Annotated in this window: 21 protein-coding genes; 13 read left to right on the top strand and 8 right to left on the bottom strand. The window is 39.8% G+C overall.

Going from position 1 to position 24,427, the window contains the following annotated elements:
* Positions 1–49: 49 nt before the first annotated feature.
* From H5089_RS13970 to H5089_RS13960, 3 genes are all read left to right on the top strand, one after another.
* Entirely contained in the window at positions 50–706 is a 657-nt protein-coding gene (locus H5089_RS13970) for a DUF2959 domain-containing protein (RefSeq protein ID WP_002961128.1), read from the top strand.
* Positions 707–780: 74 nt separating this feature from the next.
* Complete coding sequence (locus tag H5089_RS13965) at positions 781–1,860, top strand: MBL fold metallo-hydrolase (protein WP_182712463.1); 1,080 nt, start codon at positions 781–783, stop codon at positions 1,858–1,860.
* Between the two features lie 67 nt (positions 1,861–1,927).
* Positions 1,928–2,656, top strand: a complete 729-nt coding sequence (locus tag H5089_RS13960) for a CBM9 family sugar-binding protein (RefSeq protein WP_182712462.1) — start codon at positions 1,928–1,930, stop codon at positions 2,654–2,656.
* 234 nt (positions 2,657–2,890) lie between these two features.
* Here H5089_RS13960 and H5089_RS13955 read toward each other — a convergent pair whose 3' ends face one another.
* Positions 2,891–3,634 carry a hypothetical protein gene (locus H5089_RS13955; RefSeq protein WP_182712461.1) on the bottom strand — a complete coding sequence of 248 codons (744 nt, stop codon included), beginning with the start codon at positions 3,632–3,634 and terminating at the stop codon, positions 2,891–2,893.
* A gap of 270 nt (positions 3,635–3,904) precedes the next feature.
* On the bottom strand, positions 3,905–5,728 hold the full coding sequence (typA, locus tag H5089_RS13950) for a translational GTPase TypA (protein WP_002961123.1): 1,824 nt from the start codon (positions 5,726–5,728) through the stop codon (positions 3,905–3,907).
* 507 nt (positions 5,729–6,235) lie between these two features.
* Here typA and glnA point away from each other — a divergent pair.
* The 5 genes from glnA to H5089_RS13925 all read left to right on the top strand — a co-directional run bounded on the left by glnA (position 6,236) and on the right by H5089_RS13925 (position 11,318).
* Entirely contained in the window at positions 6,236–7,642 is a 1,407-nt protein-coding gene (glnA, locus tag H5089_RS13945; RefSeq protein WP_182692919.1) for a glutamate--ammonia ligase, read from the top strand.
* A gap of 113 nt (positions 7,643–7,755) precedes the next feature.
* Positions 7,756–8,277 (top strand): DUF4124 domain-containing protein, encoded by a 522-nt coding sequence (locus tag H5089_RS13940; RefSeq protein ID WP_182671859.1) that lies wholly within the window; start codon positions 7,756–7,758, stop codon positions 8,275–8,277.
* An 82-nt stretch (positions 8,278–8,359) separates the two neighbouring features.
* A complete protein-coding gene (glnL, locus tag H5089_RS13935) occupies positions 8,360–9,430 on the top strand; it encodes a nitrogen regulation protein NR(II) (RefSeq protein ID WP_002961118.1) in 1,071 nt (356 codons plus the stop codon).
* Between the two features lie 14 nt (positions 9,431–9,444).
* Positions 9,445–10,830: a nitrogen regulation protein NR(I) gene (gene ntrC, locus H5089_RS13930; protein WP_002961117.1), complete on the top strand. Its 1,386-nt coding sequence runs from the start codon at positions 9,445–9,447 to the stop codon at positions 10,828–10,830.
* Positions 10,831–10,859: 29 nt separating this feature from the next.
* Positions 10,860–11,318: a cyclic nucleotide-binding domain-containing protein gene (locus H5089_RS13925; protein WP_182674046.1), complete on the top strand. Its 459-nt coding sequence runs from the start codon at positions 10,860–10,862 to the stop codon at positions 11,316–11,318.
* 145 nt (positions 11,319–11,463) lie between these two features.
* Here the strand turns inward: H5089_RS13925 and H5089_RS13920 are convergent, their stop codons facing one another.
* Positions 11,464–11,751: a hypothetical protein gene (locus H5089_RS13920; protein ID WP_182712460.1), complete on the bottom strand. Its 288-nt coding sequence runs from the start codon at positions 11,749–11,751 to the stop codon at positions 11,464–11,466.
* A gap of 245 nt (positions 11,752–11,996) precedes the next feature.
* Here H5089_RS13920 and H5089_RS13915 point away from each other — a divergent pair, with 245 nt between their 5' ends.
* The 4 genes from H5089_RS13915 (at position 11,997) to H5089_RS13900 (ending at position 16,232) form a co-directional block, all read left to right on the top strand.
* Positions 11,997–12,380 carry an RNA-binding S4 domain-containing protein gene (locus H5089_RS13915; protein WP_154903740.1) on the top strand — a complete coding sequence of 128 codons (384 nt, stop codon included), beginning with the start codon at positions 11,997–11,999 and terminating at the stop codon, positions 12,378–12,380.
* Positions 12,381–12,478: 98 nt separating this feature from the next.
* Entirely contained in the window at positions 12,479–12,907 is a 429-nt protein-coding gene (locus tag H5089_RS13910) for a hypothetical protein (protein ID WP_182712459.1), read from the top strand.
* A 205-nt stretch (positions 12,908–13,112) separates the two neighbouring features.
* The gene (gene acnA, locus H5089_RS13905) at positions 13,113–15,857 is read left to right on the top strand and encodes an aconitate hydratase AcnA (RefSeq protein ID WP_002961112.1); all 2,745 of its coding nucleotides are present in this window, start codon (positions 13,113–13,115) and stop codon (positions 15,855–15,857) included.
* 120 nt (positions 15,858–15,977) lie between these two features.
* Positions 15,978–16,232 carry a hypothetical protein gene (locus tag H5089_RS13900; protein ID WP_182712458.1) on the top strand — a complete coding sequence of 85 codons (255 nt, stop codon included), beginning with the start codon at positions 15,978–15,980 and terminating at the stop codon, positions 16,230–16,232.
* Here H5089_RS13900 and H5089_RS13895 read toward each other — a convergent pair whose 3' ends face one another.
* From H5089_RS13895 to H5089_RS13880, 4 genes are all read right to left on the bottom strand, one after another.
* Positions 16,233–16,781 carry a DUF4124 domain-containing protein gene (locus tag H5089_RS13895; RefSeq protein WP_182693504.1) on the bottom strand — a complete coding sequence of 183 codons (549 nt, stop codon included), beginning with the start codon at positions 16,779–16,781 and terminating at the stop codon, positions 16,233–16,235.
* 145 nt (positions 16,782–16,926) lie between these two features.
* The gene (locus H5089_RS13890) at positions 16,927–17,667 is read right to left on the bottom strand and encodes a phosphoadenylyl-sulfate reductase (protein ID WP_002961106.1); all 741 of its coding nucleotides are present in this window, start codon (positions 17,665–17,667) and stop codon (positions 16,927–16,929) included.
* A 43-nt stretch (positions 17,668–17,710) separates the two neighbouring features.
* On the bottom strand, positions 17,711–19,408 hold the full coding sequence (gene cysI, locus H5089_RS13885) for an assimilatory sulfite reductase (NADPH) hemoprotein subunit (RefSeq protein WP_182712457.1): 1,698 nt from the start codon (positions 19,406–19,408) through the stop codon (positions 17,711–17,713).
* A gap of 61 nt (positions 19,409–19,469) precedes the next feature.
* Positions 19,470–21,284, bottom strand: coding sequence for an assimilatory sulfite reductase (NADPH) flavoprotein subunit (locus H5089_RS13880; protein ID WP_182193759.1), 1,815 nt, complete (start codon positions 21,282–21,284; stop codon positions 19,470–19,472).
* 303 nt (positions 21,285–21,587) lie between these two features.
* On the opposite strand from H5089_RS13880, the gene H5089_RS13875 reads away from it, so the two are divergent.
* Positions 21,588–23,213 carry an endonuclease gene (locus tag H5089_RS13875; protein WP_182712456.1) on the top strand — a complete coding sequence of 542 codons (1,626 nt, stop codon included), beginning with the start codon at positions 21,588–21,590 and terminating at the stop codon, positions 23,211–23,213.
* 87 nt (positions 23,214–23,300) lie between these two features.
* On the opposite strand, the gene H5089_RS13870 is transcribed toward H5089_RS13875, so the two are convergent.
* On the bottom strand, positions 23,301–24,287 hold the full coding sequence (locus H5089_RS13870; protein ID WP_182712455.1) for a hypothetical protein: 987 nt from the start codon (positions 24,285–24,287) through the stop codon (positions 23,301–23,303).
* Between the last annotated feature and the right edge of the window lie 140 nt (positions 24,288–24,427).

Below are 24,427 nucleotides of genomic sequence, written 5' to 3'. Positions count from 1 at the left end.
CAATCAGCGCCATAATTTACAGCACTAACGCTCGTAAACAGGAATTCAAATGAAAAAACAAACATTACTCAGTGTTTCAATGCTTGTAGTAACACTTACTTTAACTGGCTGCCAATCAGCTTATTATTCTGCGATGGAAAAAGTGGGTGTTCACAAACGCGATATTCTTATTGACCGCGTAGAAGAAACCAAAGACTCGCAACAAGAGTCACAAGAAGAATTTAAATCGGCACTAGAGCGCTTAACGACTCTAATCGATTTTAATGGTGGCGAACTACAAGACACTTATAATCAGTTAAATGACGATTACGAGTCGAGCTTAAATGCCGCTAACGAAGTGTCAACTAACATCAATAAAGTAGAAGACGTGGCAGAAGCGCTATTTGATGAGTGGAGCGATGAGTTAGAGCAATACAAAAGCGCGTCACTTAAGCGTGAAAGCAGCAAAAAGCTAACCGCGACTAAGCGTCAATTTGATCAGCTATTACGCTCAATGCGCAGCGCAGAGAGTAAAATGGAGCCAGTATTAACCTCGCTTCATGATAACGTTTTATACTTAAAGCATAACTTAAATGCACAAGCGGTATCGGCTATTAAAGGTGAATTCACTAACCTTAAGCGCGATATTCAATTGTTGATGAACGACATGAACAAATCGATTGCCGATTCAAATAAATTTATTGAACAAATGAACAGCGCTGGCTAATCATTTGTTACTTTAAAAAGCCTGCTTAGCTGCAGGCTTTTTTATGTTAAAGGGAATACTAAAAGGGATTTACAATGAAACGCTTTTTAATCGCAACAATTCTCTTATGTATATTAACGGCCTGCGGTGCACCTAATAATATTAATCGTATTACCAGCTCTGACTCAGTTGTTGTTATTAATGATAAGAACGGCCGTTATAAAAATTTATACACAGGTGAAAAAACATATCCCACTACCTGTACTGAAAACTGCTACCCAGCTCACCCAGACTTACTATGCAAAACCGGCAGCGAAAACTGCCAGTACCAAGGCCAGCAAACTAAACCACAACTTAGCACTGGCTATACCGTACGCTGGCTTGGTCACGCTAGTTTTGTTATTAACACTCCAAATGGTCAAAGTGTGCTGTTTGATCCGGTAAAAAATCAGTTTGATTCTCCAGTGGCACTTGGCTTTAAACTCGGCGGTGGCATTTATCGTAAAGCAGGCGCTTGGCCTAGTGAGCAAGAACTCGAAAATATTGATGCGGTAATGTATTCGCATATTCATTACGATCATTTTAATAAAGCCGACATACAAAGCATTGGCAATAAACCTCGCTATTTAACACCACTCGGGATGGCCGACAACTTCCCTACCGGCGGTTTTAACATTAGCGAAATGCCGTGGTACTCAACAACCAACATTGACGACTTAGTTATTAACGCCGTGCCAGCTCATCATTTTAGCGCTCGCGTATTAGTGCCCTTTATTTACGAAGATAACAATAAAGACTTATGGAATGGCTGGCTGCTTGAACAAAACGGTAGCACCTTATTTTTTGCAGGCGATACAGGCTACTCAAAACATTTTAAAGACATACAGCAAAAATATGGCGATATAGATGTATGCTTAATCCCAATCGCTTCTTACTACAGTAAAGAAAGTGGTAAATTTTATCGTTACGTTCACACCACACCAGAAGACGCGCTCAACGCAGCACAAGAGCTTAACTGCAAAGTAATGATACCGTGGGGATACGGTAACTCAAGTTGGAAAATGGGCGACCACAGCAGTCATTCAGCCTTACTTCGCTTATTGCATATGTACAATAAAATGGATTCAAAAGTGCCGCTGTATATTTTAAACGAAGGCGAAAGTATTTCACTGTAACTATTTACTTGGCTGTTTTAAGATTGTTATTACATTAAGACAAATCGACAATAAAATTGAGAGATTAATGAAGAAATTAGCACTCGCCTTAAGCTTTTTATTAAGCACGCCAGCAATGGCTATTGATGTTGAACATACATCAACTCCAATTACTATTGATGGCGTATCAGAAAGCGCATGGGATAAAGCCGCTTGGCACGACATGCCTTATCTAATGGATGGCACACTGCCATCAAACGATGCCGACTTTAAAGGGCGTTATCGTTTATTGTGGGATCAAAACTATTTATACCTACAAGCCGATATTGTGGATGATGTTCTAATAGATACACACGCAGATCCAACCTATAAATATTGGGATGACGATGCGCTTGAAGTATTTATTGATAGCGATGCATCGGGTGGTAATCATCAATTTAATCACACCGCATTGGCGTACCATATTGGCCTTGATAACCAAGCTGCCGATTACGGACCTGATAAACAAGCCCATTTGTACACCGACCACCTAGTCAGTAACTGGAAGCGCAATACCACAGCACCTTTTAACATTACGTGGGAAGTAGCAATAAAACTCTACCCTAATGATTATAAAGAAGGGGCTAAAAACACCCCACTTACACTTAGCGAAAAGCAAGTAATCGGGTTTATGTTAGCGTATTGCGATAACGATGGCAGTGACGTGCGCGAGCACTTTATGGGCTCACACGAAGTACAACCAGTAAATGGCGACAGAAACCGTGGTTTTATAGATGCCGACGTATTTGGCAAAATAACCCTACTCCCTAAAAAGTAAGTAGCTACTAATAAAATAATTGAACACGTATGTTGGGTTGAGCGAAGCGAAACCCAACGCAAAAACATCCCACCAACAAACGCGGAGGCTTTGCATTATCAATCGCTTCTACCCTGAGAGTATGTAGCATGATCGGCTTGGACTTACCCTCGTTTACTTATATCGGCCAAGCTAATGAGTGATTGCTTCACGCTTATCAAGCTGAAAAATTTTAGCTAATTTTTAAATAGACCACTAGCTATCATTGACGCCTAACAGCTTAGAAAGTGTGTTTCCCGTGAGCTGATCTACTTTCTTAGCTGTAGATACTGTTCTATTTAGCCCCTCTAAAAGTTTTAAGTACTTTTTAAAGACACCACTAGAGTTATCTTTTTCTACAGATGCTTTAATTTTTTCTTTATTTAGAACTAGTGAGCCAAGATTAAGTTCTAGTTCTGTTTCAATACCGTCAATACCTTTGATCTTGTAAGCAATCAAAGCTTGTCGTAAACTTTCGATGTTTCTTAAAAGAAGTAGCTGTAATGAAGGCTCTAGAGAAGAACCTGTAATCATATCCGACAATTCGGTTAGAGATTTTTTTATTTGCTCTAACTCCATATCTTTAAGTGCTGTTATTTTTGTGCTCCTATTTAACTTATCAGAACAAAATTGAAGGCCATAAATTGTTGGTTCATCAATTTGATTCTTACAACCTTGCCAAGGTGCTTCCAAATTAATATTAGAGAACATACGTTCTATTTTCTGAAAAGGCTTCAAATATAATAAATGGTCAACATCATCTAGCGCTTCAATCTGAGACTTAGTCTTGTATATTAGCTGAATAAGATCAGCAATCATTCTTAAGATCGTCCCAGTATCATTTTCTTGTAAACCAAAAACTTCAGCCCAAACTTTTCTAACTTTATGTTGTTCAGGTTTGCTTCGTGCTTCTTGTAATATATCAAAAAGCCTTCCGGCTGGTTCAGTTTTAACTTCCATTTTTCAGCAGACTCCAAAATCTTTAATAGCAAAAAGCCCTGTTATCGATAGAAAATTTGTATTTTGTTATCAATTTAGTTATTAAAAACAGCTTTTTAATTTCGTTAAAAACTTACCAGCATATAATAATGAAAACAATAAATATTTCATGCTGATAGCTGAACGATGAAATAAACTGATAATCTACTTTTGCTGAACCCACCAAACACAAAAAAGCCGCTGTATTTTGCAATACAGCGGCTTTTAAAATCATTATTCTAAATTAATAGATTATGACTTAGGTGCACGACCCGCACGTTTACGTTCGTTTTCTGTAAGGTGTTTCTTACGGATACGAATGTTTAGTGGAGTAACTTCAACTAGCTCGTCATCATCGATGAACTCAAGCGCTTGCTCAAGTGAGTAGTTAAGGTGCGGAGAAAGCGTTTGCGCTTCATCAGTACCAGATGCACGTACGTTAGTTAACTGCTTGCCTTTAAGGGCGTTAACTGTAAGGTCGTTATCACGGTTATGAATACCGATAACCATACCTTCGTATACTTCAACACCGTGACCGATGAATAAACGGCCGCGCTCTTGTAAGTTAAATAATGCGTTAGTAAGTGCTTTACCAGTTGCGTTTGCAATCATTACGCCGTTCTTACGAACACCGATAGCGCCACCTTTATGAGGACCATAATGATCGAACGTATGGTACATAAGACCAGAACCCGAAGTAAGCGTCATGAAATCAGTTTGGAAACCAATTAAACCACGGCTTGGGATCATGAAGTCTAAACGCATACGGCCTTTGCCATCTGGAGTCATGTTAGTAAGTTCACCTTTACGTAGGCCAACTTGTTCCATAACAGAACCTTGATGCTCTTCTTGACAGTCAATAGTCACTGTTTCAAACGGTTCTTCTAGAACGCCATCTACAGTACGTAAGATAACTTCTGGACGAGAAACTGAAAGCTCGTAACCTTCACGACGCATGTTTTCAATTAAGATACCTAGGTGTAATTCACCACGACCAGAAACACGGAAGCTATCTGGGCTTGCAGTATCTTCAACGCGAAGTGCTACGTTGTGTACTAATTCTTTGTCTAAACGCTCACGGATATTACGTGACGTTACAAACTTACCTTCTTTACCACAGAAAGGTGAGTTATTTACAGAGAATGTCATTGTTACAGTTGGCTCATCAACACTTAGTGGTGGTAATGCTTCAACGTTTCCTGGGAAACAAACTGTGTCAGAAATCTTAAGCTCACCAATACCTGTTACAGTTACGATGTTACCAGCGTAAGCTCTATCAGTTTCGATACGCTCAAGACCTAGGTAGCTTTGTACTGCACCAATTTTACCATTACGTGTAGTGCCATCAGCACTGATAATAGTAACTTGTTGGTTAGGAGCAACAGAACCACGTTTAATACGACCAATACCAACTACACCAACATAAGAGTTGTAATCTAGTTGAGAAATTTGCATTTGGAAGTCACCTTCAGGATCTGCATCCGGTGGTGATACTTCTTCAACGATCATCTTGAACATAGGTTCCATGTTGTCTGATGGTTCGTCTAAATCTAGTGTTGCCCAACCGTTGATTGCTGAAGCGTAGATTACTTTAAAGTCTAACTGTTCGTCAGTCGCGCCAAGGTTGTCGAATAAATCAAAGATTTGATCCATAACCCAATCTGGACGAGCGCCTGGCTTATCAATTTTATTGATAACGACGATTGGCTTTAAGCCTTGCGCGAATGCTTTTTGCGTAACGAAACGCGTTTGCGGCATTGGACCTTCTTGAGCATCAACAAGTAATAATACTGAGTCAGCCATCGAAAGTACGCGTTCAACTTCACCACCGAAATCGGCGTGTCCCGGGGTATCTACGATATTGATATGGTAGTCATTCCAAGAAATGGCTGTGTTTTTAGCCAAAATGGTAATACCACGTTCTTTCTCAATGTCGTTTGAGTCCATCACGCGCTCTTCGTTACCGCCGCGTGTTTCTAATGTACCTGATTGCTCAAGTAGTTTGTCAACCAGTGTTGTTTTACCATGGTCAACGTGCGCGATAATCGCTATATTTCTTAACTGTTCGATGCTCATATATTTACTCAGAGAAATTAAATTCTCATTGATCCTGCAAGATCTACGCACTCATCCACGCTTTCGCGAGATGTCCCAGCATAGGATTTAAAAGGGCGCATATTATCCCTCATTAATGACATGGATGAAAGTTTATCCAATATAAATTTCAAAACTTTCTCAATACTTTTACTAAGTATCTGTTTTATATATGACAATTATATGAATTAAATTTCAAATTTTTTTTGAAAAACAGCCTTTTTGGCTATTTTGCTGATCTTTTTGGTACTCTTTTGCATTTAGGTTATGCTATTTCCGAGCGATTAAATTAGCAGCAAATTGTGCCCTGTAAATTTTGCACCAAAAAGGAAAATTTACGCACCAACATAGTGCGTTTGTACATTCCATTTTGATGCAACGATATTTTTTTAATTTATAAACAGCTAGTTATAAAAATGGCACAAAATCAGCTTAGTAAATCCCAAAGCAATTATGCAGCAATAACAAAACCCAATAGTTGGAGGACACATGTCACAATCGGTTTTAGATTTTATTAAAGAAAATGACGTTAAGTTCATTGATTTACGCTTTACTGACACTAAGGGTAAAGAACAACATGTATCTATTCCTCATCACCAAGTTGATGAAGACTTTTTTGAAGACGGTAAAATGTTTGACGGTTCTTCAATTGCAGGCTGGAAAGGCATAAACGAATCAGACATGGTATTAATGCCAGTTGCTGACTCAATCAAACTAGACCCTTTCACTGAAGAATCAACATTAATCGTACGTTGTGACGTAGTAGAGCCTTCAACGCTTCAAGGTTATGAGCGCGACCCGCGTTCTGTTGCTAAGCGTGCTGAAGATTACATGCGCTCTACAGGTATTGCAGATACAGTTTTATTTGGCCCTGAGCCAGAGTTTTTCGTATTTGACGACGTTAAATACAAATCAGATATGTCTGGTTCTATGTACAAAATTGATTCTAAGCAAGCTGCTTGGAACTCAGATAAAGAATATGCAGATGGCAACACAGGTCACCGTCCAGGTATTAAAGGCGGTTACTTCCCAGTTGCTCCTGTTGATGACTTCCAAGATTGGCGTTCAGCTACGTGTCTAGTCCTAGAAGAAATGGGCCAAGTAGTAGAAGCACATCACCACGAAGTTGCAACAGCAGGTCAAAACGAGATTGCTACTCGCTTTAATACAATGGTATTAAAAGCGGATGAAATCCAAGAAATGAAATATGTTATCCATAACATGGCTCACTTATACGGTAAAACAGCAACGTTTATGCCTAAGCCAGTTGTTGGTGATAACGGTTCTGGTATGCATTGTCACCAATCACTTGCTAAAGATGGTGTAAACCTTTTTGCTGGTGATAAGTACGGCGGCCTTTCTGAAGATGCGCTTTACTACATTGGCGGTATCATCAAGCATGCTAAAGCAATTAACGCTTTTGCAAATGCCTCTACTAACTCGTACAAACGTTTAGTACCAGGTTTTGAAGCACCAGTTATGCTTGCATACTCTGCACGTAACCGTTCTGCATCAATCCGTATCCCAGTGGTTCCATCTGAAAAAGGTCGTCGTATTGAAGTACGCTTCCCAGATCCAACTGCTAACCCATACCTTGCTTTCTCAGCAATGCTTATGGCTGGCCTTGATGGTATCAAAAACAAAATCCACCCTGGCGATGCTATGGATAAAGATTTATATGACCTACCAGCTGAAGAAGCAGCAGAAATCCCAACTGTTGCAGCATCACTTGACGAAGCACTATCTGCACTTAGCGCAGACCGTGAATTCTTAACTCAAGGTGGCGTATTCACTGACGACTTAATCGATGCTTACATCGAACTTAAATCTAAAGAAGTTGAAAAGCTTAACATGACAACTCACCCAGTTGAGTTTGAAATGTACTACAGCTGTTAATTTAGCTGTATAAAATATGTGTGTTCTCAAGCCCGCTTTGCGGGCTTTTTTAATGGTAAAATTAATCAATCTCCACTAAAGTTAAGTTACCGACAAAAATGCAGGGCTGCAGAGTGAACAACAAGATTTTATTACTATTAATTGCTTTAGGATTAAGCAATTATGGTTACGCTGGTGAAACAAAGATATACGCTTGGAAAGATAAAAATGGCGTATTAGTGTTCTCTGACACCCCTCATAAAGGTGCTAAAGAGGTAAAGCTTACCAGCCAAGATCTTAATATGCCTGCAACAAATACTGACATTTTTGACGAGCAACCCCAGCCCCAACAAGCGGCCTTTAGTATTGCCATTTCCTCACCTGATCATAACCAGACTATTCGTGAAAATACCGGCACTGTTTATGTTACTAGCCGAATAAAACCACGCTTTGAAACTGGTTTTACTATACAACTTTTTATTGATGGCAAAGCACATGGCCCAGCCAGTGACAGTTCAACCTTTGCAATAAGAGATGTAGAACGTGGTGAGCACACACTACAATTAAAGCTTTTTAATAGTAAAAACCAAGTTATTGCTATAAGTGAGCCCTGCATATTTTTTATGCACCGAAAAGGGCTAAACCTAAGTAACTAAATTGGGGCATTACTAAACGTGCAGCAGTGTATTTTACTATATAACTTGCTTGTAAATATTCACGCACTAAAATGGTGCAGCTATGATTAATAATAAAAACTTTAGCCCTGAGCTACTCGATGCTATTTGGCAAAATCAAACAACCGCTATCATGTTGCTTGATAAAAACTTCACCGTTGTCTATGCCAATACCAGTACTAGCGAACTGCTTGGCCTTGGTAACAAGCGCCTATTAGATCAGCCTTTCGATAGTCTTTTTAATTACCATTCAATCGATTTGCAGCGTATAGAACAATACTCATTAGTTGAAGGTGTAGATTGCCAGCAGCACAGAGCTGACGTGGTTTTTAGCGATTCTCGCCATGCAAAAGTAGCCGTAAGTACACGACAAATTAAGTTTGATGGCTCACTTTATATTTTATTTGAGTGGCGCCAAACCGATGACGAAATTAAGCACGACCAAGCGTCTAATCAAATGCATCAATACCAAGCAGCCCGAAATCTAATAAGAGGCTTAGCTCACGAAATTAAAAATCCTTTAGGTGGAATTCGCGGAGCGGCGCAGTTATTGCAGTATGAGGTTGATCAACAAGAAAGAGACCAATGTGCTGAACTTATCATTGAGCAAGCTGACCGATTACGCGAATTAGTAGATAGGCTTTTAGGGCCAAATCAGCTTCCGCAAAAATCGTATGGCAATATACATCAATCACTTGAATCAGTTGCACGACTAAGTACGTTAGATAATTGTTCTAACATTAGCTTGGTTAAGGATTACGACCCAAGCATTCCTGATGTATACATTGATCAAGGTAAAATTCAGCAAGTAGTATTAAACATTGTTCGAAATGCTCAGCAGGCGCTTGTAGATGGCGGTGAAATAACAATAAAAACCCGCATTAATCATCAACATCGTCGCCCAGGTAAAGCACCTAAAAAAGCCTTGTTGATCCAAATATCTGATAACGGACCAGGTATTGATCCCAGTGTACGTGAAACACTGTTCTACCCTATGATCACCAATAAAGAAGATGGCTCAGGGTTAGGACTCTCAATAGCGCAAACGCTGATAGATCAACATGATGGCTATATAGAATGTGATAGCTGGCCTGGACATACTGAATTTAATATCTATCTGCCCTTTGCAGATTAATGTTTGGAGTTTGCATGAAAACAGTTTGGCTTGTAGATGATGATGCTTCTATTCGATTTGTACTTGAAAAAGCACTAACCCGTGCAGGGTTTAACGCAGAAAGCTTTGCTAATGCGCAAGATGTATTAAGCGCATTAAAGTTTAGTCAACCTACTGTTTTAGTTTCGGACGTACGAATGCCTGGTATGGATGGCATGGCGTTGCTTGAGCTTATAGCAGAGCAAAACCCTGGGCTGCCAGTTATTATAATGACTGCCCACTCAGATTTGGACTCTGCAGTTAATGCATTCCAAAAAGGTGCTTTTGAATACCTAGCTAAGCCGTTTGATTTAAACGAAGCAGTGGCGCTAGTCGAGAGCGCATGCAGAGCAAATTCCACTAAAAAAACTAAGCGAAAGCAAGCTCCACCAAAAAGTGCCCACATTATTGGTGAAGCACCCGCTATGCAAGAAGTGTTTAGAGCGATAGGTAAACTATCGGCCTCTAGCATGAGCGTATTAATAAATGGTGAATCTGGCACAGGTAAAGAACTTGTCGCCAGCGCCCTGCACAACCATAGCCCACGTAAAGAAAATCAATTTATTGCACTTAACATGGCGGCCATTCCAAAAGAGCTTGTTGAGTCAGAGTTATTTGGCCACGAAAAAGGCGCGTTTACGGGCGCCGATAGCGTACGTAAAGGCCGCTTTGAGCAAGCCAATGGCGGTACACTATTTTTAGATGAAATTGGTGATATGCCACTTGATGTGCAAACACGTTTATTACGCGTTCTTGCCGATGGTGAGTTTTATCGCGTTGGTGGCCATCAAAGTATAAAAGTGGACGTACGCATTATTGCAGCTACGCACCAAAACCTTGAAGATTTAGTTAAACAAGGCAAGTTTAGGGATGATTTATTTCATCGTCTTAATGTTGTGCGCCTACGTTTACCTGCTCTTCGAGAGCGTACTGAAGATATAGAAAGCTTATCGCAACACTTTTTACATAAAAGCGCTAAAGAGCTACAAGTAGAAAGTAAAGTTCTGAGCCCTAAAGCGACTGAGCAATTACGTTTATTTAATTGGCCAGGTAATGTACGCCAATTAGAAAACACGTGTCGCTGGCTAACAGTTATGGCACCGGGTGAGCTTGTAAGCGAGCAAGATTTACCGCCGGAGATTCTGGATGCTTCACCAACCCAAGAAGAAGGTGATTGGCTCGATGCATTCCAACAATGGCTTAATCAAGAGCTAAAAAAAGGCAAAGAAAATATTTGGCCTGACATTCAAGCTCAACTAGAAACTCGCTTAATAAAAACAGCCCTGGCTAATTGCTCTGGTCATAAACAAGATGCTGCTATAAAAATTGGTTGGGGACGCAACACGTTGACCCGAAAATTAAAAGAGCGCAATATTAGCTGATTAAACGCTTTTAACACATTTGGTTATTGATGAAGCTAATCGAACATATTCCATTATTCAAACAAATGGAAATTATAAACAGGCTGCACTTTTTTAAAGAATTTACGCTCAGCGAGCGCCAAGTCTTATTGGAGTCGTTCGGCCTGTTATATTTAGTAAGTCAGCATCAATTTTTATTTAAGCAATACGATAACGACAAGCGCTTGTACATTGTACTTAGCGGCGCATTATTAGTATTTAAGCATAACCATTTACTAGAACTTGGCACTATAGAGCCCGGTGAATTTATAGGTGAAGGTGCCTTTATAAATAACCGAGAGCGCAGTACCAGTGCTCGCGCTAAAACCGACACCATAGTACTTGCCATTACCCCTGAAGCACTCACCCGCTTACCTAATGTTATCCGCGAAAAAATTAAAGACCGAATTATTGAAGGTATGAGCCTGCGCATTGCCAAATTAAGCGAGCATATAGAAATCCACGGTTAGAGACTGTTTATATCCCCAAGTTGATTCTAGCTGCTACCTTTGAGTTGCACTCAACGTTTATGTATAAATATATGCAGTCGGTTACTGACACGTACTTAATAAAATGGCTAAGCACACTAAAACTATATTTTTGATAAATAGCAAATCAGCTAATTTGGCTATCTAACCAAGCATCAACACTTTTGCGAGTATATAAAACTTCTTTAAATAAACGATGACGTTCAAATTCAAGTTTTGTTTTTCTCGTGGCATCACCACTAACTAAACGGCTATGGGTATCATTGAATTTTGAAATTACAGAAAAACCGCGCTCACCTTGATCAGCTTGCTTTTTTACAGAATTAGCAAGGTGCTCTCTAACATCGTCAGCAGTTAACATACCTGAATTATCTAATCCCATTAGCTCTTTTTTCATTGCTAATCTTACGCCCATTTCCTACTCCATTTAATGAAAAATATTTATTCCGCCAAAGTTTTAGCAATTAGCAGGCCATACGTAAAATTAACTGCTGCAAAGATTACTCTTCAATTGCTTCAGTTTTTTTAAAGACAGATAAAATACATAAAAACTTTCGTCGTTATTTCCCTATTACAATTAGCTAAAGTTACTTGCTTTGGTGCAAAAGTAGCTGCAAGCCTTTATACTACAGCTTGTGCGTTACCCCACCGAGAGCAAATATGAACGAAGAATACATAGAAATAGAATTAGAAGAAGAGCCGATTGAGCTCTGTAAATTATTAAAAGTACTAAACTTAGTTGAAGGTGGCGGCCAAGCTAAAAACCTAATTACTGAAGGCTATGTGGGTGTTAACCATGAAATTTGTACAATTAAACGGAAAAAATTATACAGTGGTGATGTACTAGAGTTTGATGGTGAGTTTTTTAAACTCTCACTAAGTGAAGATGCAATCCCTGTAGAAAAACCTGCGGTACAAACTCAAGCAGAGTCAAAGCAAGTTGCACCACAACCAACAAATCAACCAGCTAAAAGTAAGCGTAAGCGAACTAAAAAACCAAAAGTAGATGATAAAACAGGTCGTCGTCCTATTTCATTTGGTTAAGCATTTAAAAGCACTCTTTTTATATAAAAAGGCCAACTTGTATAGTTGGCCTTTTTACTCTTTAATAACCTAATTAATAATAAAAACAAGGTTATAAAATGTCTGTAAACACACCTAAAAATTGGTTTAAACCCGTTGTATGGGCGGCACTCGTATGGAACTTACTTGGCGTTATTGCATTTGCTATGCACATGATGATGACACCCGAAATGATAGGTAAACTTCCGTTAGATCAACAAGCTGCCTACTCTGACATCCCTCTTTGGTCAACCATTGCATTTGCTGTAGCTGTATTTGGAAGCACTTTGGGTTGTCTGTTTTTACTTGCTAAAAACGCGCTGGCAACACCTACTTTTTTGCTATCGCTCGGCGCTATTTTAATTCAGCAATATTATAATTTTGTGGTCATAAATAGTATTGAGCTACTTGGCGCAAGTGCGGTATTTATGCCTATTTTTGTAATCATTATTGCCATCGCTTTACTTTGCTTGAGTATTAAAGGTAAGCAACAAGGTTGGTTACAGTAATTAATAAGGGTCGAAATAACTTTTGACCCTATCTCTTCTTTTAAATCATCTCTTGAAATTAAATTTTTCAGCATCATCTCTACTATAATAACTGTATAAAATTCGTTCTCTAAACGCGATTTTTTACACTGGTATGTACTTTGCAACTCGAACACTACAGAGGTCACTCTTCAAAACATTTTTATAATTCATAAAGGGGCAAATAATGAATAATAGTTTCGATACCCAACATCAGCTCACAATAAACGGTGAGCAATATCATATTCATTCTCTAAAAGGACTTGGCGACAAAGCGAAACGATTGCCCTTTTCCTTAAAAGTACTACTTGAAAACCTTCTTCGTAACGAAGATGGCGTAAATATAAAAGAACAAGACATTCAAGCCCTTCTTAATTGGGATCCTCAAGCAAAGCCTGCATCTGAAGTTGCCTTTACTCCCGCCCGTGTTGTTATGCAAGATTTTACCGGCGTACCCGCTATTGTAGATTTAGCCGCGATGCGTGACGCAATGGAAAAGCTAGGTGGAGATCCTGCAAAAATAAACCCGTTATCGCCTGCTGAACTTGTGATTGACCATTCGGTACAAGTAGATGGCTACGGAAATGATGGTGCATTTGATTTAAATGCAAAACTTGAGTACGACCGAAATAAAGAACGTTACGAATTTTTACGTTGGGGACAAACCGCTTTTGATAATTTAAAAGTAGTGCCTCCAGCAACCGGCATTGTTCACCAAGTAAACCTAGAATACTTAGCGCGCGTTGTTTTTAATGAAGAGCGCGACGGCAAAAAATTCGCTTACCCAGATACGCTTGTAGGGACTGACTCTCACACCACCATGATTAATGGCTTAGGTGTGCTTGGTTGGGGTGTAGGCGGCATTGAAGCTGAAGCAGCCATGCTTGGTCAGCCAATTAGCTTACTCATTCCACAAGTAGTAGGTATGAAGCTAAGCGGACGTTTACCTGAAGGTACTACCGCAACCGATTTAGTGTTAACAGTAACCGAAATACTGCGTAATCATGGCGTAGTGGGTAAATTTGTAGAATTTTATGGTGACGGCCTTGCCGACCTACCACTTGCCGATAGAGCAACCATAGCCAATATGGCACCAGAATACGGCGCTACGTGTGGTATTTTCCCAATTGATGATGAGACCATCAACTACCTTCGCTTAACAAACCGCGACGAAAAACACTTAAAAGTAATTGAAGATTACGCTAAGCATCAAGGCTTATGGCGTAACGATGGCGACGAAGCTAATTATACCGATACACTTGAGCTTAAATTAGATGACGTTGTACCAAGCCTTGCAGGCCCTAAACGCCCACAAGATAGAATTGCCTTAAACGAAGCTGGCAAAGTTATTGGCGATCATTTAAAAGGCTTCCAAGACGAACGTATGGCTCGTCGCGATAAAAGCGATGAAGAACAAGCTCGTATTGAGAGTGAAGGGCCGACAACAAATCCAGATGAGCCAGTTAACGAAGCGCAGTTTATGGGTGCCGCTAAGGTTAAATTTAAAGGCCAAGAGTTTGAGCTAAACGATGGCGCTTGTGTTATTGCCGCAATTACCAGCTGTACCAACACCTCTAATCCAAGTGTTATTTTAGCTGCTGGTTTGGTTGCTAAAAAAGCGAAACAGTTAGGCATTAATGTAAAACCTTGGGTTAAAACATCACTTGCTCCAGGCTCAAAAGTAGTTACCGACTACCTAGAAAAAGCAGGCCTGATGGATGACCTAGAAAGCCTAGGCTTTAACTTAGTTGGCTACGGCTGTACTACGTGTATTGGTAATTCAGGGCCACTTGCAACTGAAATATCAGACGCGATTCAAAAACATAAATTAGTAGTGAGCTCTATTTTATCGGGTAACCGTAACTTTGAAGGGCGTATTCACCAAGATGTTAAAATGAACTTTTTAGCCTCTCCTCCGCTTGTCGTAGCTTATGCCATTGCAGGTAGAACCGATATTGACGTATACAACGAACCCCTTGCTCAAGATGCTAACGGTAACGATATTTACCTTAAAAACATTTGGCCAAGCGTTAAAGAAGTAAGTGACTTAGTTAAAGAAACCGTAACTAAAGAAATGTTTGAAAAAAGCTACGCTAACGTTTACGAAGGCGATAGCCGTTGGCAGCAAATTAAAATACCGGATGGCAAACTTTACGATTGGGATGATGCATCTACCTACATTAAAAAAGCACCCTTTTTTGATGGTATGAAAGTAGAACCACCGGGCATTCCTTCTATCGAAGGTGCACGTTGTTTAGCTAAACTTGGAGATTCAGTAACCACTGACCATATTTCTCCAGCGGGTGCTATTAAAGCAGAAGCGCCAGCAGGTTTATACTTGCAAGAGAAAGGTGTAGATAAAGCGCAATTTAACTCGTACGGCTCACGCCGTGGTAATCACGAAGTAATGATGCGTGGAACGTTCGCTAATGTGCGTCTTAAAAACTTACTAGCTCCTGGTACTGAAGGTGGCGTAACACGTACTCAGCCTGGCGATACGCTAGAGAGTATTTATGATGCAGCAATGGAGTATCAAAAAAATAATACTCCACTCATTATTTTAGCGGGCAAAGAATATGGCACGGGTTCATCTCGTGACTGGGCTGCTAAAGGCTCACTTTTATTAGGCGTTAAAGCCGTTGTAGCACAAAGCTATGAACGTATTCATCGCTCTAACTTAATTGGTATGGGTGTATTACCGCTGCAATTTAAAGAGGGTGAAAGCTACGAGACACATGGGTTAACAGGGCAAGAACAATTTGATATTGATGGCCTGTACGATAAAACCGATGAAGTTACCGTTATTGCTACAAATGCCGAAGGTAAAAAAGTAACCTTGAGTGCAGACGTACGTATTGATACCCCTAAAGAGTGGGATTACTATAAACACGGCGGCATTTTACAATATGTACTGCGTAATATGCTCGACTAACAAAGACAGTAGTTAATACATTTAAAAGCCCAACTTAGTAATAAGCTGGGCTTTTTTATATGTGTTGTTTGTTGTCTTAAATCAATGCTAAGCATTTAAAGCGTGCCTACTGAGGTAACTATGTCGCAAACAATGATAATTAGGCTGCTTAAAACATCAATAATGCTTGGGTTGTGCCTTATCGTGACTGGCCATACTTTAATTGTGTCGAACTACTTTACTGTCGAGCATGGTATTAAAGGAATAATTACAGCGGCGGCATGCATTGCTGTAGGCGTGCTGCTGTCGCTTCCCACTAAAATATATTCAACAGTATTATTGATGGAAGCCGAAAAACGTTATTTAAAAAACCATAAAAGCACTCACTCTAAATAATTAAAGTGCACTTAAATTATTAATTTCTTTATTACGTTTTTCTAGTTTGTCTTTTACATTTTCGGCGTCATTAAATAGCTTTTTAACCGAATCTGGGTTCAAAATACTGATCCCCTCTGGTGCAGCCGATATTGTGTTTGGAGTTGAAGAGGTATTTAAAATAGACGTGTCTTCTGCAGCAATAACTGTAATATCTTTAGGATCGAGTTTTACTTCAATACTTTTTACATGCGGGTTAGGTGTATCAGAAAAGTGCCATTGGCCTGTTTCGTCTTGCCACTTAAAAATTTTACCACTTGAGGTAGCATTTGCAGCAATTGGTTCATCAGAAATACTGCTCGCAATCTTATCGCCAGCTTGCTTAACGCCCAACACTGCTTGGTCCAAAGTATTGCTAGATAGCGCGACCATTTTTTCTTTAATTTGCTGAGATTCACTGCTAATTGATGATGCAGAAAGCCATGTTTGACCATCGGGCTTTTTTAAATAAAACAAAGAGATGACTGCAATAGCCATAATTGATATAGCTAAGTAGGTAAAGTATTTCATAGCGTTCCTGCTTTAATTAATCCTTTAATGCCTTGAGTCTAATAAAAAATACTTAATTAGGCAATTTTTTGTACCCGAATAAAAGAAAATAAAAACGCAGCCGAAGCTGCGTTTTTATTTGCGATTTAACTACATCGTAGTGACGTTAAATACCGTCACCATCCATGTGCAGTCCGCATTCTCGGTTTAAGCCAAAAAAGCGAGTTTCTTCCTCTGTCATTCCTGGTTCTAACTTACGTGTTGTATGTACGTCACCCATCGATACATAACCTTGTTCCCATAATGGGTGGTAAGGTAAATCGTGCTTAGTCAGGTACTGATACACGTCACGGTTAGACCATTCAATAATCGGGTACACTTTAACGGTACCACGGCTTATTTCTACAAACTGTTTATCAGCACGTGTAGATGATTGATCGCGACGCAAACCACTAAACCACGTGCCCGCTTCTATCTCTTTAAGTGCGCGGGTCATCGGCTCAACTTTATTAAGCTGGTTATATTGCTTAATGCCGTCCTCGCCTTGCTCCCACAACTTACCAAACTTAGCTTCTTGCCATGCAGGGCTTAGCTGCGCTCTATACACCTTTAAGTTTAGTGATAAACGCTCACTCATTTGTTCAATAAACTGATACGTTTCAGGAAATAAATAGCCTGTATCGGTTAATACAACGGGAATATCTGGACGTTGTGAGGTCATTAAATGCAGCATTACTGCCGCTTGAATACCAAAGCTAGATGATAAAAAAGCCGTATTAGGCAAGTTATCAAGCGCCCATGCAACACGCTGTTCTGCGCTCATATTCGCTAGCAAACCATTAGCATCAGCTAACATAGCCGCTTGGCTTTGTTTATCTAGCTGTAAAATGTTTTTAAATTCACTCATGGTAAATTCCAAACCTCACCAGCGCTTTGGCGCTGGTATTTAATTAAGCGTGAAAATCGGTTACTGATACTTTTACTTCAGCAACTATGCCTTTGCGTATAACAAAGTCACCAAAACACTCACCTTCGTTACGCTCTTTTGCCCATTGCCCAATGAGCTTATCGAATGCTTCTAGGTAAACGTCTTCGCCTACGTTCTCAAGGTACAATTTAGGAATACGTGTGCCTTCTAAATTACCACCTAGGTAAACGTTGTACTTACCTGGCCCTTTACCCACTAAACCAGCTTCTGCAAGCATTGCGCGGCCACAACCGTTAGGGCAACCTACAACGCGCATAATAATGCTGTCATCTGGTATACCGTGCTTAGCAAGTAATGCTTCAGTTTTTTCTACTAGGCTTGGTAAGTAACGCTCTGCTTCGGCCATTGCAAGTGGGCACGTTGGCAGTGAAACACACGCCATAGAATTTTTACGCTGCTGCGAATCTTTGTCGTCAATCAGGCCATGGCTACGTGCAATTTCTTCAATCACGGCTTTTTGATCTGCAGGTACGCCAGCAATAATTAAGTTTTGGTTTGCCGTCATACGCATGTCACCTTGGTGAACTTCTGCGATTTTACGACAACCTGTTTTAAGCGGCTTGCCTGGGTAGTCTAAAATACGACCACTTTGAATAAATAGCGTTAAGTGGTGCTTACCATCAATGCCTTCAACCCAACCAATGCGGTCGCCACGATGAGTAAACTCAAACGGACGGCTTGGTGCAAACGTAACGCCTGAGCGTTTTTCTACTTCTGCTTTAAATACATCAACGCCAACACGGTCCAATGTGTATTTAGTTTTTGCATTTTTACGGTTTGAACGATTACCCCAATCGCGCTGCACAGATACAACATGCTCTGCAATTTTTAAGGTATCTTCGAGCGTAATAAAGCCAAAGTCATCAGCCTTACGCGGATAAGTTGCTGTATCGCCGTGCGTCATGGCAAGGCCACCGCCCACTAATACGTTAAAACCAACAAGCTTGCCGTTATCAGCAATTGCCACAAAGTTTAAGTCATTCGCATGCACATCAACTTCGTTGTTAGGTGGAATAGTTACCGTTGTTTTAAATTTACGCGGTAAGTAATTAGATCCTAAAATTGGCTCTTCTGTGGTTTCTGCTTTTTCGCCATTTAACCAAATTTCGGCATACGCTTTCGTTTTTGGTAATAAATGCTCAGAAATTTTTGCAGCCCAGTCGTAAGCTTCTTGATGTAACTCAGACTCAACTGGGTTAGTAGTACAAAGCACATTACGGTTAACGTCACCCGCTGTAGCAATAGAGTCTATACCTACGCTATCAAGCATTTGGTGCATGCCTTTAATATTAGGCTTTAGCACACCATGAAACTGAAACGTTTGACGCGTTGTTAAACGAATACTGCCGTAGCTTGTTTTATCATCTGCAAACTTATCGATTGCTAGCCACTGCTCTGGCTTAATAATACCGCCAGGCATACGTGCACGTAACATTACATTATGTAGCGGCTCTAGCTTTTGCTTAGCACGCTCACCACGTATATCGCGGTCATCTTGTTGGTACATGCCATGAAAACGAATTAGCTGAAAGTTGTCGGCAGTAAAACCACCGGTAATCTCGTCTTTTAAATCTTTTTCTATGGTGCCACGTAAAAAGTTACTTTCTCTTTTCAAACGTTCGTTATCAGAAAGTTTTACGTTTTTATCTTGTTCGCTCATTTTAAATCCTAAATTTGTTACAGTGACGGCTGTTAGCTGTTAAATAAAATAAGAAACGTGATTAATACACGTCTTTCTGATAGCGGTTTGCGCTACGCAAATCTTTTAAGTATTGCTCTGCGTCTTCGTTACTCTTACCTGTGTTTTCTTTAACGATATCAAGCAAGGCGTTGTGTACATCTTTTGCCATGCGATTTGCATCGCCACAAATATAAAAGTGAGCGCCAGCTTCTAACCATTCAAACACGTCTTTACTGTTACTGCGTAATTTGTCTTGTACGTATACTTTTTCGGCTTGGTCGCGGCTAAATGCTACATCTACTTTGTTAAGTAAACCCGATTTTAAATAACCCTGTATTTCTACTTGGTATAAAAAATCTTGAGTAAAATGTGGGTTACCAAAAAACAACCAGTTTTTGCCTTGTGCTTCACGCGAATCACGCTCTTGTAAAAATGCACGGAACGGCGCAATACCGGTACCTGGGCCAACCATGATCACAGGTGTATCATCGTTAGTAGGTAGGCGGAAATTATCGTTGTGTTCGCTAAATACTTTAACTTTACAACCTTCTTCAGCACGACGAGTTAAGTAACCAGTACAGCCACCTAAATGCTCGCTATCAAATGCATCAAACTGCACTAGACCTAGTGTTAAGTGTACTTCGTCTTCAACTTCGCTTTGGCTAGATGCAATTGAGTACAAACGAGCTTGTAGTTTACGTAAGCAATCTACTAATGTTTGCGCATCAAGCTTTGCTGGGTTTTGGCGAATCACATCATATATTTGACGAGGCTCAATGTATGCGCGCATTGCAGTTTTATCTTCAACTAGTTTAAGTAGCTCTGGCGTGCCCGTAGCAGTTGCATATTTTTCTACAAAACCAGGGTATGACTGAGTCAGCTCTAGTTTTTCAATAAGTGCATCGCGTACGCTTAGCTCTTCATCACCTACTTTTACAATGCTTGTTGCATCAATTTGAGTAAGTGTAAGTACTTCATCAACTAATACATCGTCATTTAAAAAGTACACACCTAATGAATCACCAGGCGTGTAAGTAATGTCAGAACCTTCAAGCGAAATTTCAACATGGCGTACATCTTTAGTTGAGTCGCGACCGGTAATTTTTTGAACAGTTAATAGCTCTGCTTCAAATGGATTTTGTTTTGTATATTGGCTTGCTGCAGAGGTTGGAGCGCCAAATGGCATTGATACAACTTGACCACCAGCGGCCTCTTGTTGCGCTTTTAAATCAGGTTCGAATGCGTCAATTGCGCCCGCAATCCATGTTGCAGCTTCTTCTTCATAATCTACATCTAAATCAGCACGTTGATATATGGTCTGTGCACCTAGTTTATTTAAACGCTCTTCAAAGTCTTTTGCTGTTTGGCAGAAAAACTCATAGCTAGAATCACCTAAACCAATAACGGCTATTTTTACATCGTCTAGTTTTGGTGCTTTTTTAGTTGCTAAAAATTCATAGAGTGTTTCTGCGTCTTCTGGTGGCTCACCTTCACCGTAAGTAGATACAACGATGGTTAAAAACTTTTCTTTTTTCAGGGCTGTTGGTTTGTAATCTGACATGCTAACCAATTTAACCGCTAAGCCGCGCGACTCAGCCTGCTCTTTCATTTTGCTTGCTACGCCTTTTGCGTTACCCGTTTGCGAACCATATAAAATAGTTAGCGCTGCAGCATCTCCTGCAGCCGGTACGCCAGCAGTAGGAGCACCTAATGCAGCTGAGTTAGCATTAGCGGCTAAGTAACCACTTACCCATGCTTGTTGAATTGGATTAAGCTCAGCCACTAAACCTTGCAGCTTTTGTACTTGATCTTGCGATAGCGGGCTTGCCGCAGCATTTAGTTGACCTAACAACATGAATCGATTCCCCATAACCCTGAAAATTAAACACAACACACTTTGTGTATTGTTAAAAATGAGTTTTACCTCATCCAGAGTGTATCTGTTGAGGTTTTCTAAGTATGCAGGATAACGGGCTAAGCATAGATAAAAAAAGAATAGAATCTGCTTTGATATTCCATTTAGTTATTAATTTATAAAAATACCTTCAAAAACAGTTTAAAGAGTAATTATTGCCTTTTACTGCATTTTAAATTAACAATTTTGTAACCAAACTAATGTAGGGTATATTTTACTTTCATAGTAAAAATAGGAACAATCATGTTACACGGGAAATATAAAAACAAATTAATTAGTACCGCTTTGTTACTGGGCTCATTACCTGTAATGGCCAATGTAACTAATGGCGGCTTTGAGCAATGGTCAGGTAATACACCTGATGCATGGACAACAATAGATGGCGGAATTAGCCTTTCACGATCCACCAGCACAGTTAAAAGTGGCAGTAGCTCTGCTGCTGTCAATGTAACAACAGGATCGCAAAGTAACACTGATTTACTACAACAAGTTGCTGTAGAAGCTGGTAAAACCTATAACTTTTCGGCTGATGTTTACCACACCGAAGGTAAAATTAAAGCGCGCTTATATGTAGATGGCTATCAAGGCTATTCAAATCAAGCACAAACTAACCAATGGCAAACAATTAGCCATAGCTATACAGCAAGCAGTGATAAAACAATTAGTGTTGGGCTTAGGTTTTACGATGTAAGTGGGTTTGATGGCAGCGAAACCGTATACGTAGATAACTTTTTACCAAATACTGATGGCAACGCATCAACAAGTTGCACCGACAATAGCCTTACTTTAACGCTTAACACCGATAATTACGGTAGCGAAACTAGCTGGGCCGTTAATAATAATCAAGGTAGCGCTGTTGCTAACGGCAGTGGTTACGCATCAAACACTCAGTATGATGAGCAAATATGCCTAACTGATGGTACTTACACACTTGTTATTAGCGACAGTTACGGCGATGGTATGTGTTGTTCAACAGGTAGTGGCAGTTATGCGCTTAAGCAAGGCTCTACCGCACTTGCTAGCGGTGCAAGTTTTAATAATACAGACAGCACGGCATTTACTTTAGGTAGTGGCTCTGGTGATGGCGGCGGGACCAACCCAACACCCACTGGCTACTATGTTACTGCTCAAGGGTTATCAGGTTATGCACTAAAAACTGAGCTTTATAATATTATTAAAGATCATAATGCACAGGGTTACTCGGCTATTTGGAATTTTTACGACTCATCTGCACGTGATAAATACTTTGAAAACGATAACAGCATTTTAGATATGTATAGCGAGAAACCAAACGGCTCAGATAGCTACAATTATACTGCGGTGAGTGACCAATGTGGTAACTATAGTGGAGAAGGCGGCTGTTACAACCGTGAGCATTCATTTCCTAAAAGCTGGTTTGGCGGCACTATTGAGCCAATGAACTCAGATGTGCATCATATTTACGCAACCGACGGTTATGTAAACTCAAAACGTAGTAACTTCCCATTTGGTGAAGTAGCAAGCGCTTCATTTACATCAACCAACGGAAGTAAATTAGGCTCTGCCGCAAGTTCATTAAATTACTCAGGTACTGTATTTGAGCCAATTGACGAATTTAAAGGTGACTTTGCTCGCGCTTATTTTTACATGGCAACGCGCTACGAAAATGTAATAGGCACTTGGCAAACCAAAACGACCTCAAGTAATGCAGTGCTTAATGGTTCAAGCAACCAAGTGTTTGAAAGCTGGGTTGTAGCCATGCTGCTTGACTGGCATAACAGCGATCCTGTAAGCCAAATGGAACTTGACCGTAACCAAGCAGCCTTTGAATTTCAAGGTAATCGTAACCCGTATATCGACCATCCTGAATTTGTAGAAATGATTTGGTAAAAGTTAGCAGTTAAAACATAAGCCTTTGCAATTGCAGGGGCTTTTAACCTTTAGTGTGTAATATTTTTATAAACACAATGCTTTAAGCTAATTATAAGAAACAGTTGCGATAAGTGACTTTTCAGCTCTGTTTTTCATCAACGTTAAAAGTGAATGATGAAAATCTTGAAATATCACCTCTCCCCATATTCGTGAATAAATACCAAAATTTGTATTGTCTTGCACGGTCGTTTTTAAAGTTAAAATTGTATTGCCGCTTTTATCTTCACTTAGCTGATAACCACCGTAAAGTGGAGAAAAGTATTCACCGCCAAGTTTTACGTGTTTATCGAGTGCGTCATCGGGAATAGCATCTGGGTCTATGTCAAATCTATAAAGCATCTGTTTATTTGGTTGCCAGTCCGTAATAACTTCTTTAAATATAACCCCTTTTTGCCAAGTACTTGTGCGAACAGCGCCTATACCGCTTGCATTCATACTTGCCTTTAATGGCTTTGGTACACCAATTAATTGAGTGAGTGAAAAAGGCACTTCCTGTGGTTTTATATCACTCACATTAGCTAACTGTTGCCACACAACATTGATGGGCGCGTTAATAGTTATTGAATTTGTTACTTCGTATGTTTTTGATAAATTTAAAAAATTAACTTCAATAGGTGAGAGCAATATAGGTAACAACGCGATTGATAATAAAGAACTATTCGCTTTTTTTATTTCACGCTTTCTAATAAAACCCGCAAGTAATCCACCAATGCTGGCAAAAAACATAAAAGCAGGCAAAGCCATAGCCACACAAATACTGCCTTCAAGTAAAGTAATTACACTTACAAATAAAAAAACAAAAATAGGCTGCCAAGCAATCGTGACCATTTGCCTTTTAGTTAATGTTTTTGAGCTCTTAAATTCAAAGTGAACACGAATATAACCAATTGCAACGGGCACTAAAAACATAAATGATATAGAGACTAGGCTACTTAAATTATAAGTATCAAGTAGCTCTATAAACAGCCGCATAAATATGCCGTAAAGCGTACCAAGTAAAATACCAATTGATTTAGGGGGGTTGAGTTGCATGTCTATTCTTTATTGTTATTAACAATCAGAAAGTAACAGAAGTATTATTCCACCACAAATAAAACAATATTAACGGCTCCTGCAAGCAAATAGCTTGAAATAAAACGGCTTTCACAGCCACTAAGACTAAAGGATAATAA

This window comes from Pseudoalteromonas sp. SR45-1 (genome assembly GCF_014163655.1).
Classification (GTDB): Bacteria; Pseudomonadota; Gammaproteobacteria; order Enterobacterales; family Alteromonadaceae; genus Pseudoalteromonas; species Pseudoalteromonas distincta.
The sequence above is the reverse complement of the archived record's forward strand: the minus strand, read 5'-3'. Positions and strand labels throughout refer to the sequence as shown.

Coding starts and splice junctions, on each gene's coding strand:
- H5089_RS13970 (WP_002961128.1), top strand. CDS start 50: ATGAAAAAACAAACATTACTCAGTGTTTCAATGCTTGTAGTAACACTT.
- H5089_RS13965 (WP_182712463.1), top strand. CDS start 781: ATGAAACGCTTTTTAATCGCAACAATTCTCTTATGTATATTAACGGCC.
- H5089_RS13960 (WP_182712462.1), top strand. CDS start 1,928: ATGAAGAAATTAGCACTCGCCTTAAGCTTTTTATTAAGCACGCCAGCA.
- H5089_RS13955 (WP_182712461.1), bottom strand. CDS start 3,634: ATGGAAGTTAAAACTGAACCAGCCGGAAGGCTTTTTGATATATTACAA.
- typA (WP_002961123.1), bottom strand. CDS start 5,728: ATGAGCATCGAACAGTTAAGAAATATAGCGATTATCGCGCACGTTGAC.
- glnA (WP_182692919.1), top strand. CDS start 6,236: ATGTCACAATCGGTTTTAGATTTTATTAAAGAAAATGACGTTAAGTTC.
- glnL (WP_002961118.1), top strand. CDS start 8,360: ATGATTAATAATAAAAACTTTAGCCCTGAGCTACTCGATGCTATTTGG.
- ntrC (WP_002961117.1), top strand. CDS start 9,445: ATGAAAACAGTTTGGCTTGTAGATGATGATGCTTCTATTCGATTTGTA.
- H5089_RS13925 (WP_182674046.1), top strand. CDS start 10,860: ATGAAGCTAATCGAACATATTCCATTATTCAAACAAATGGAAATTATA.
- H5089_RS13920 (WP_182712460.1), bottom strand. CDS start 11,751: ATGGGCGTAAGATTAGCAATGAAAAAAGAGCTAATGGGATTAGATAAT.
- H5089_RS13915 (WP_154903740.1), top strand. CDS start 11,997: ATGAACGAAGAATACATAGAAATAGAATTAGAAGAAGAGCCGATTGAG.
- H5089_RS13910 (WP_182712459.1), top strand. CDS start 12,479: ATGTCTGTAAACACACCTAAAAATTGGTTTAAACCCGTTGTATGGGCG.
- acnA (WP_002961112.1), top strand. CDS start 13,113: ATGAATAATAGTTTCGATACCCAACATCAGCTCACAATAAACGGTGAG.
- H5089_RS13900 (WP_182712458.1), top strand. CDS start 15,978: ATGTCGCAAACAATGATAATTAGGCTGCTTAAAACATCAATAATGCTT.
- H5089_RS13895 (WP_182693504.1), bottom strand. CDS start 16,781: ATGAAATACTTTACCTACTTAGCTATATCAATTATGGCTATTGCAGTC.
- H5089_RS13890 (WP_002961106.1), bottom strand. CDS start 17,667: ATGAGTGAATTTAAAAACATTTTACAGCTAGATAAACAAAGCCAAGCG.
- cysI (WP_182712457.1), bottom strand. CDS start 19,408: ATGAGCGAACAAGATAAAAACGTAAAACTTTCTGATAACGAACGTTTG.
- H5089_RS13880 (WP_182193759.1), bottom strand. CDS start 21,284: ATGTTGTTAGGTCAACTAAATGCTGCGGCAAGCCCGCTATCGCAAGAT.
- H5089_RS13875 (WP_182712456.1), top strand. CDS start 21,588: ATGTTACACGGGAAATATAAAAACAAATTAATTAGTACCGCTTTGTTA.
- H5089_RS13870 (WP_182712455.1), bottom strand. CDS start 24,287: ATGCAACTCAACCCCCCTAAATCAATTGGTATTTTACTTGGTACGCTT.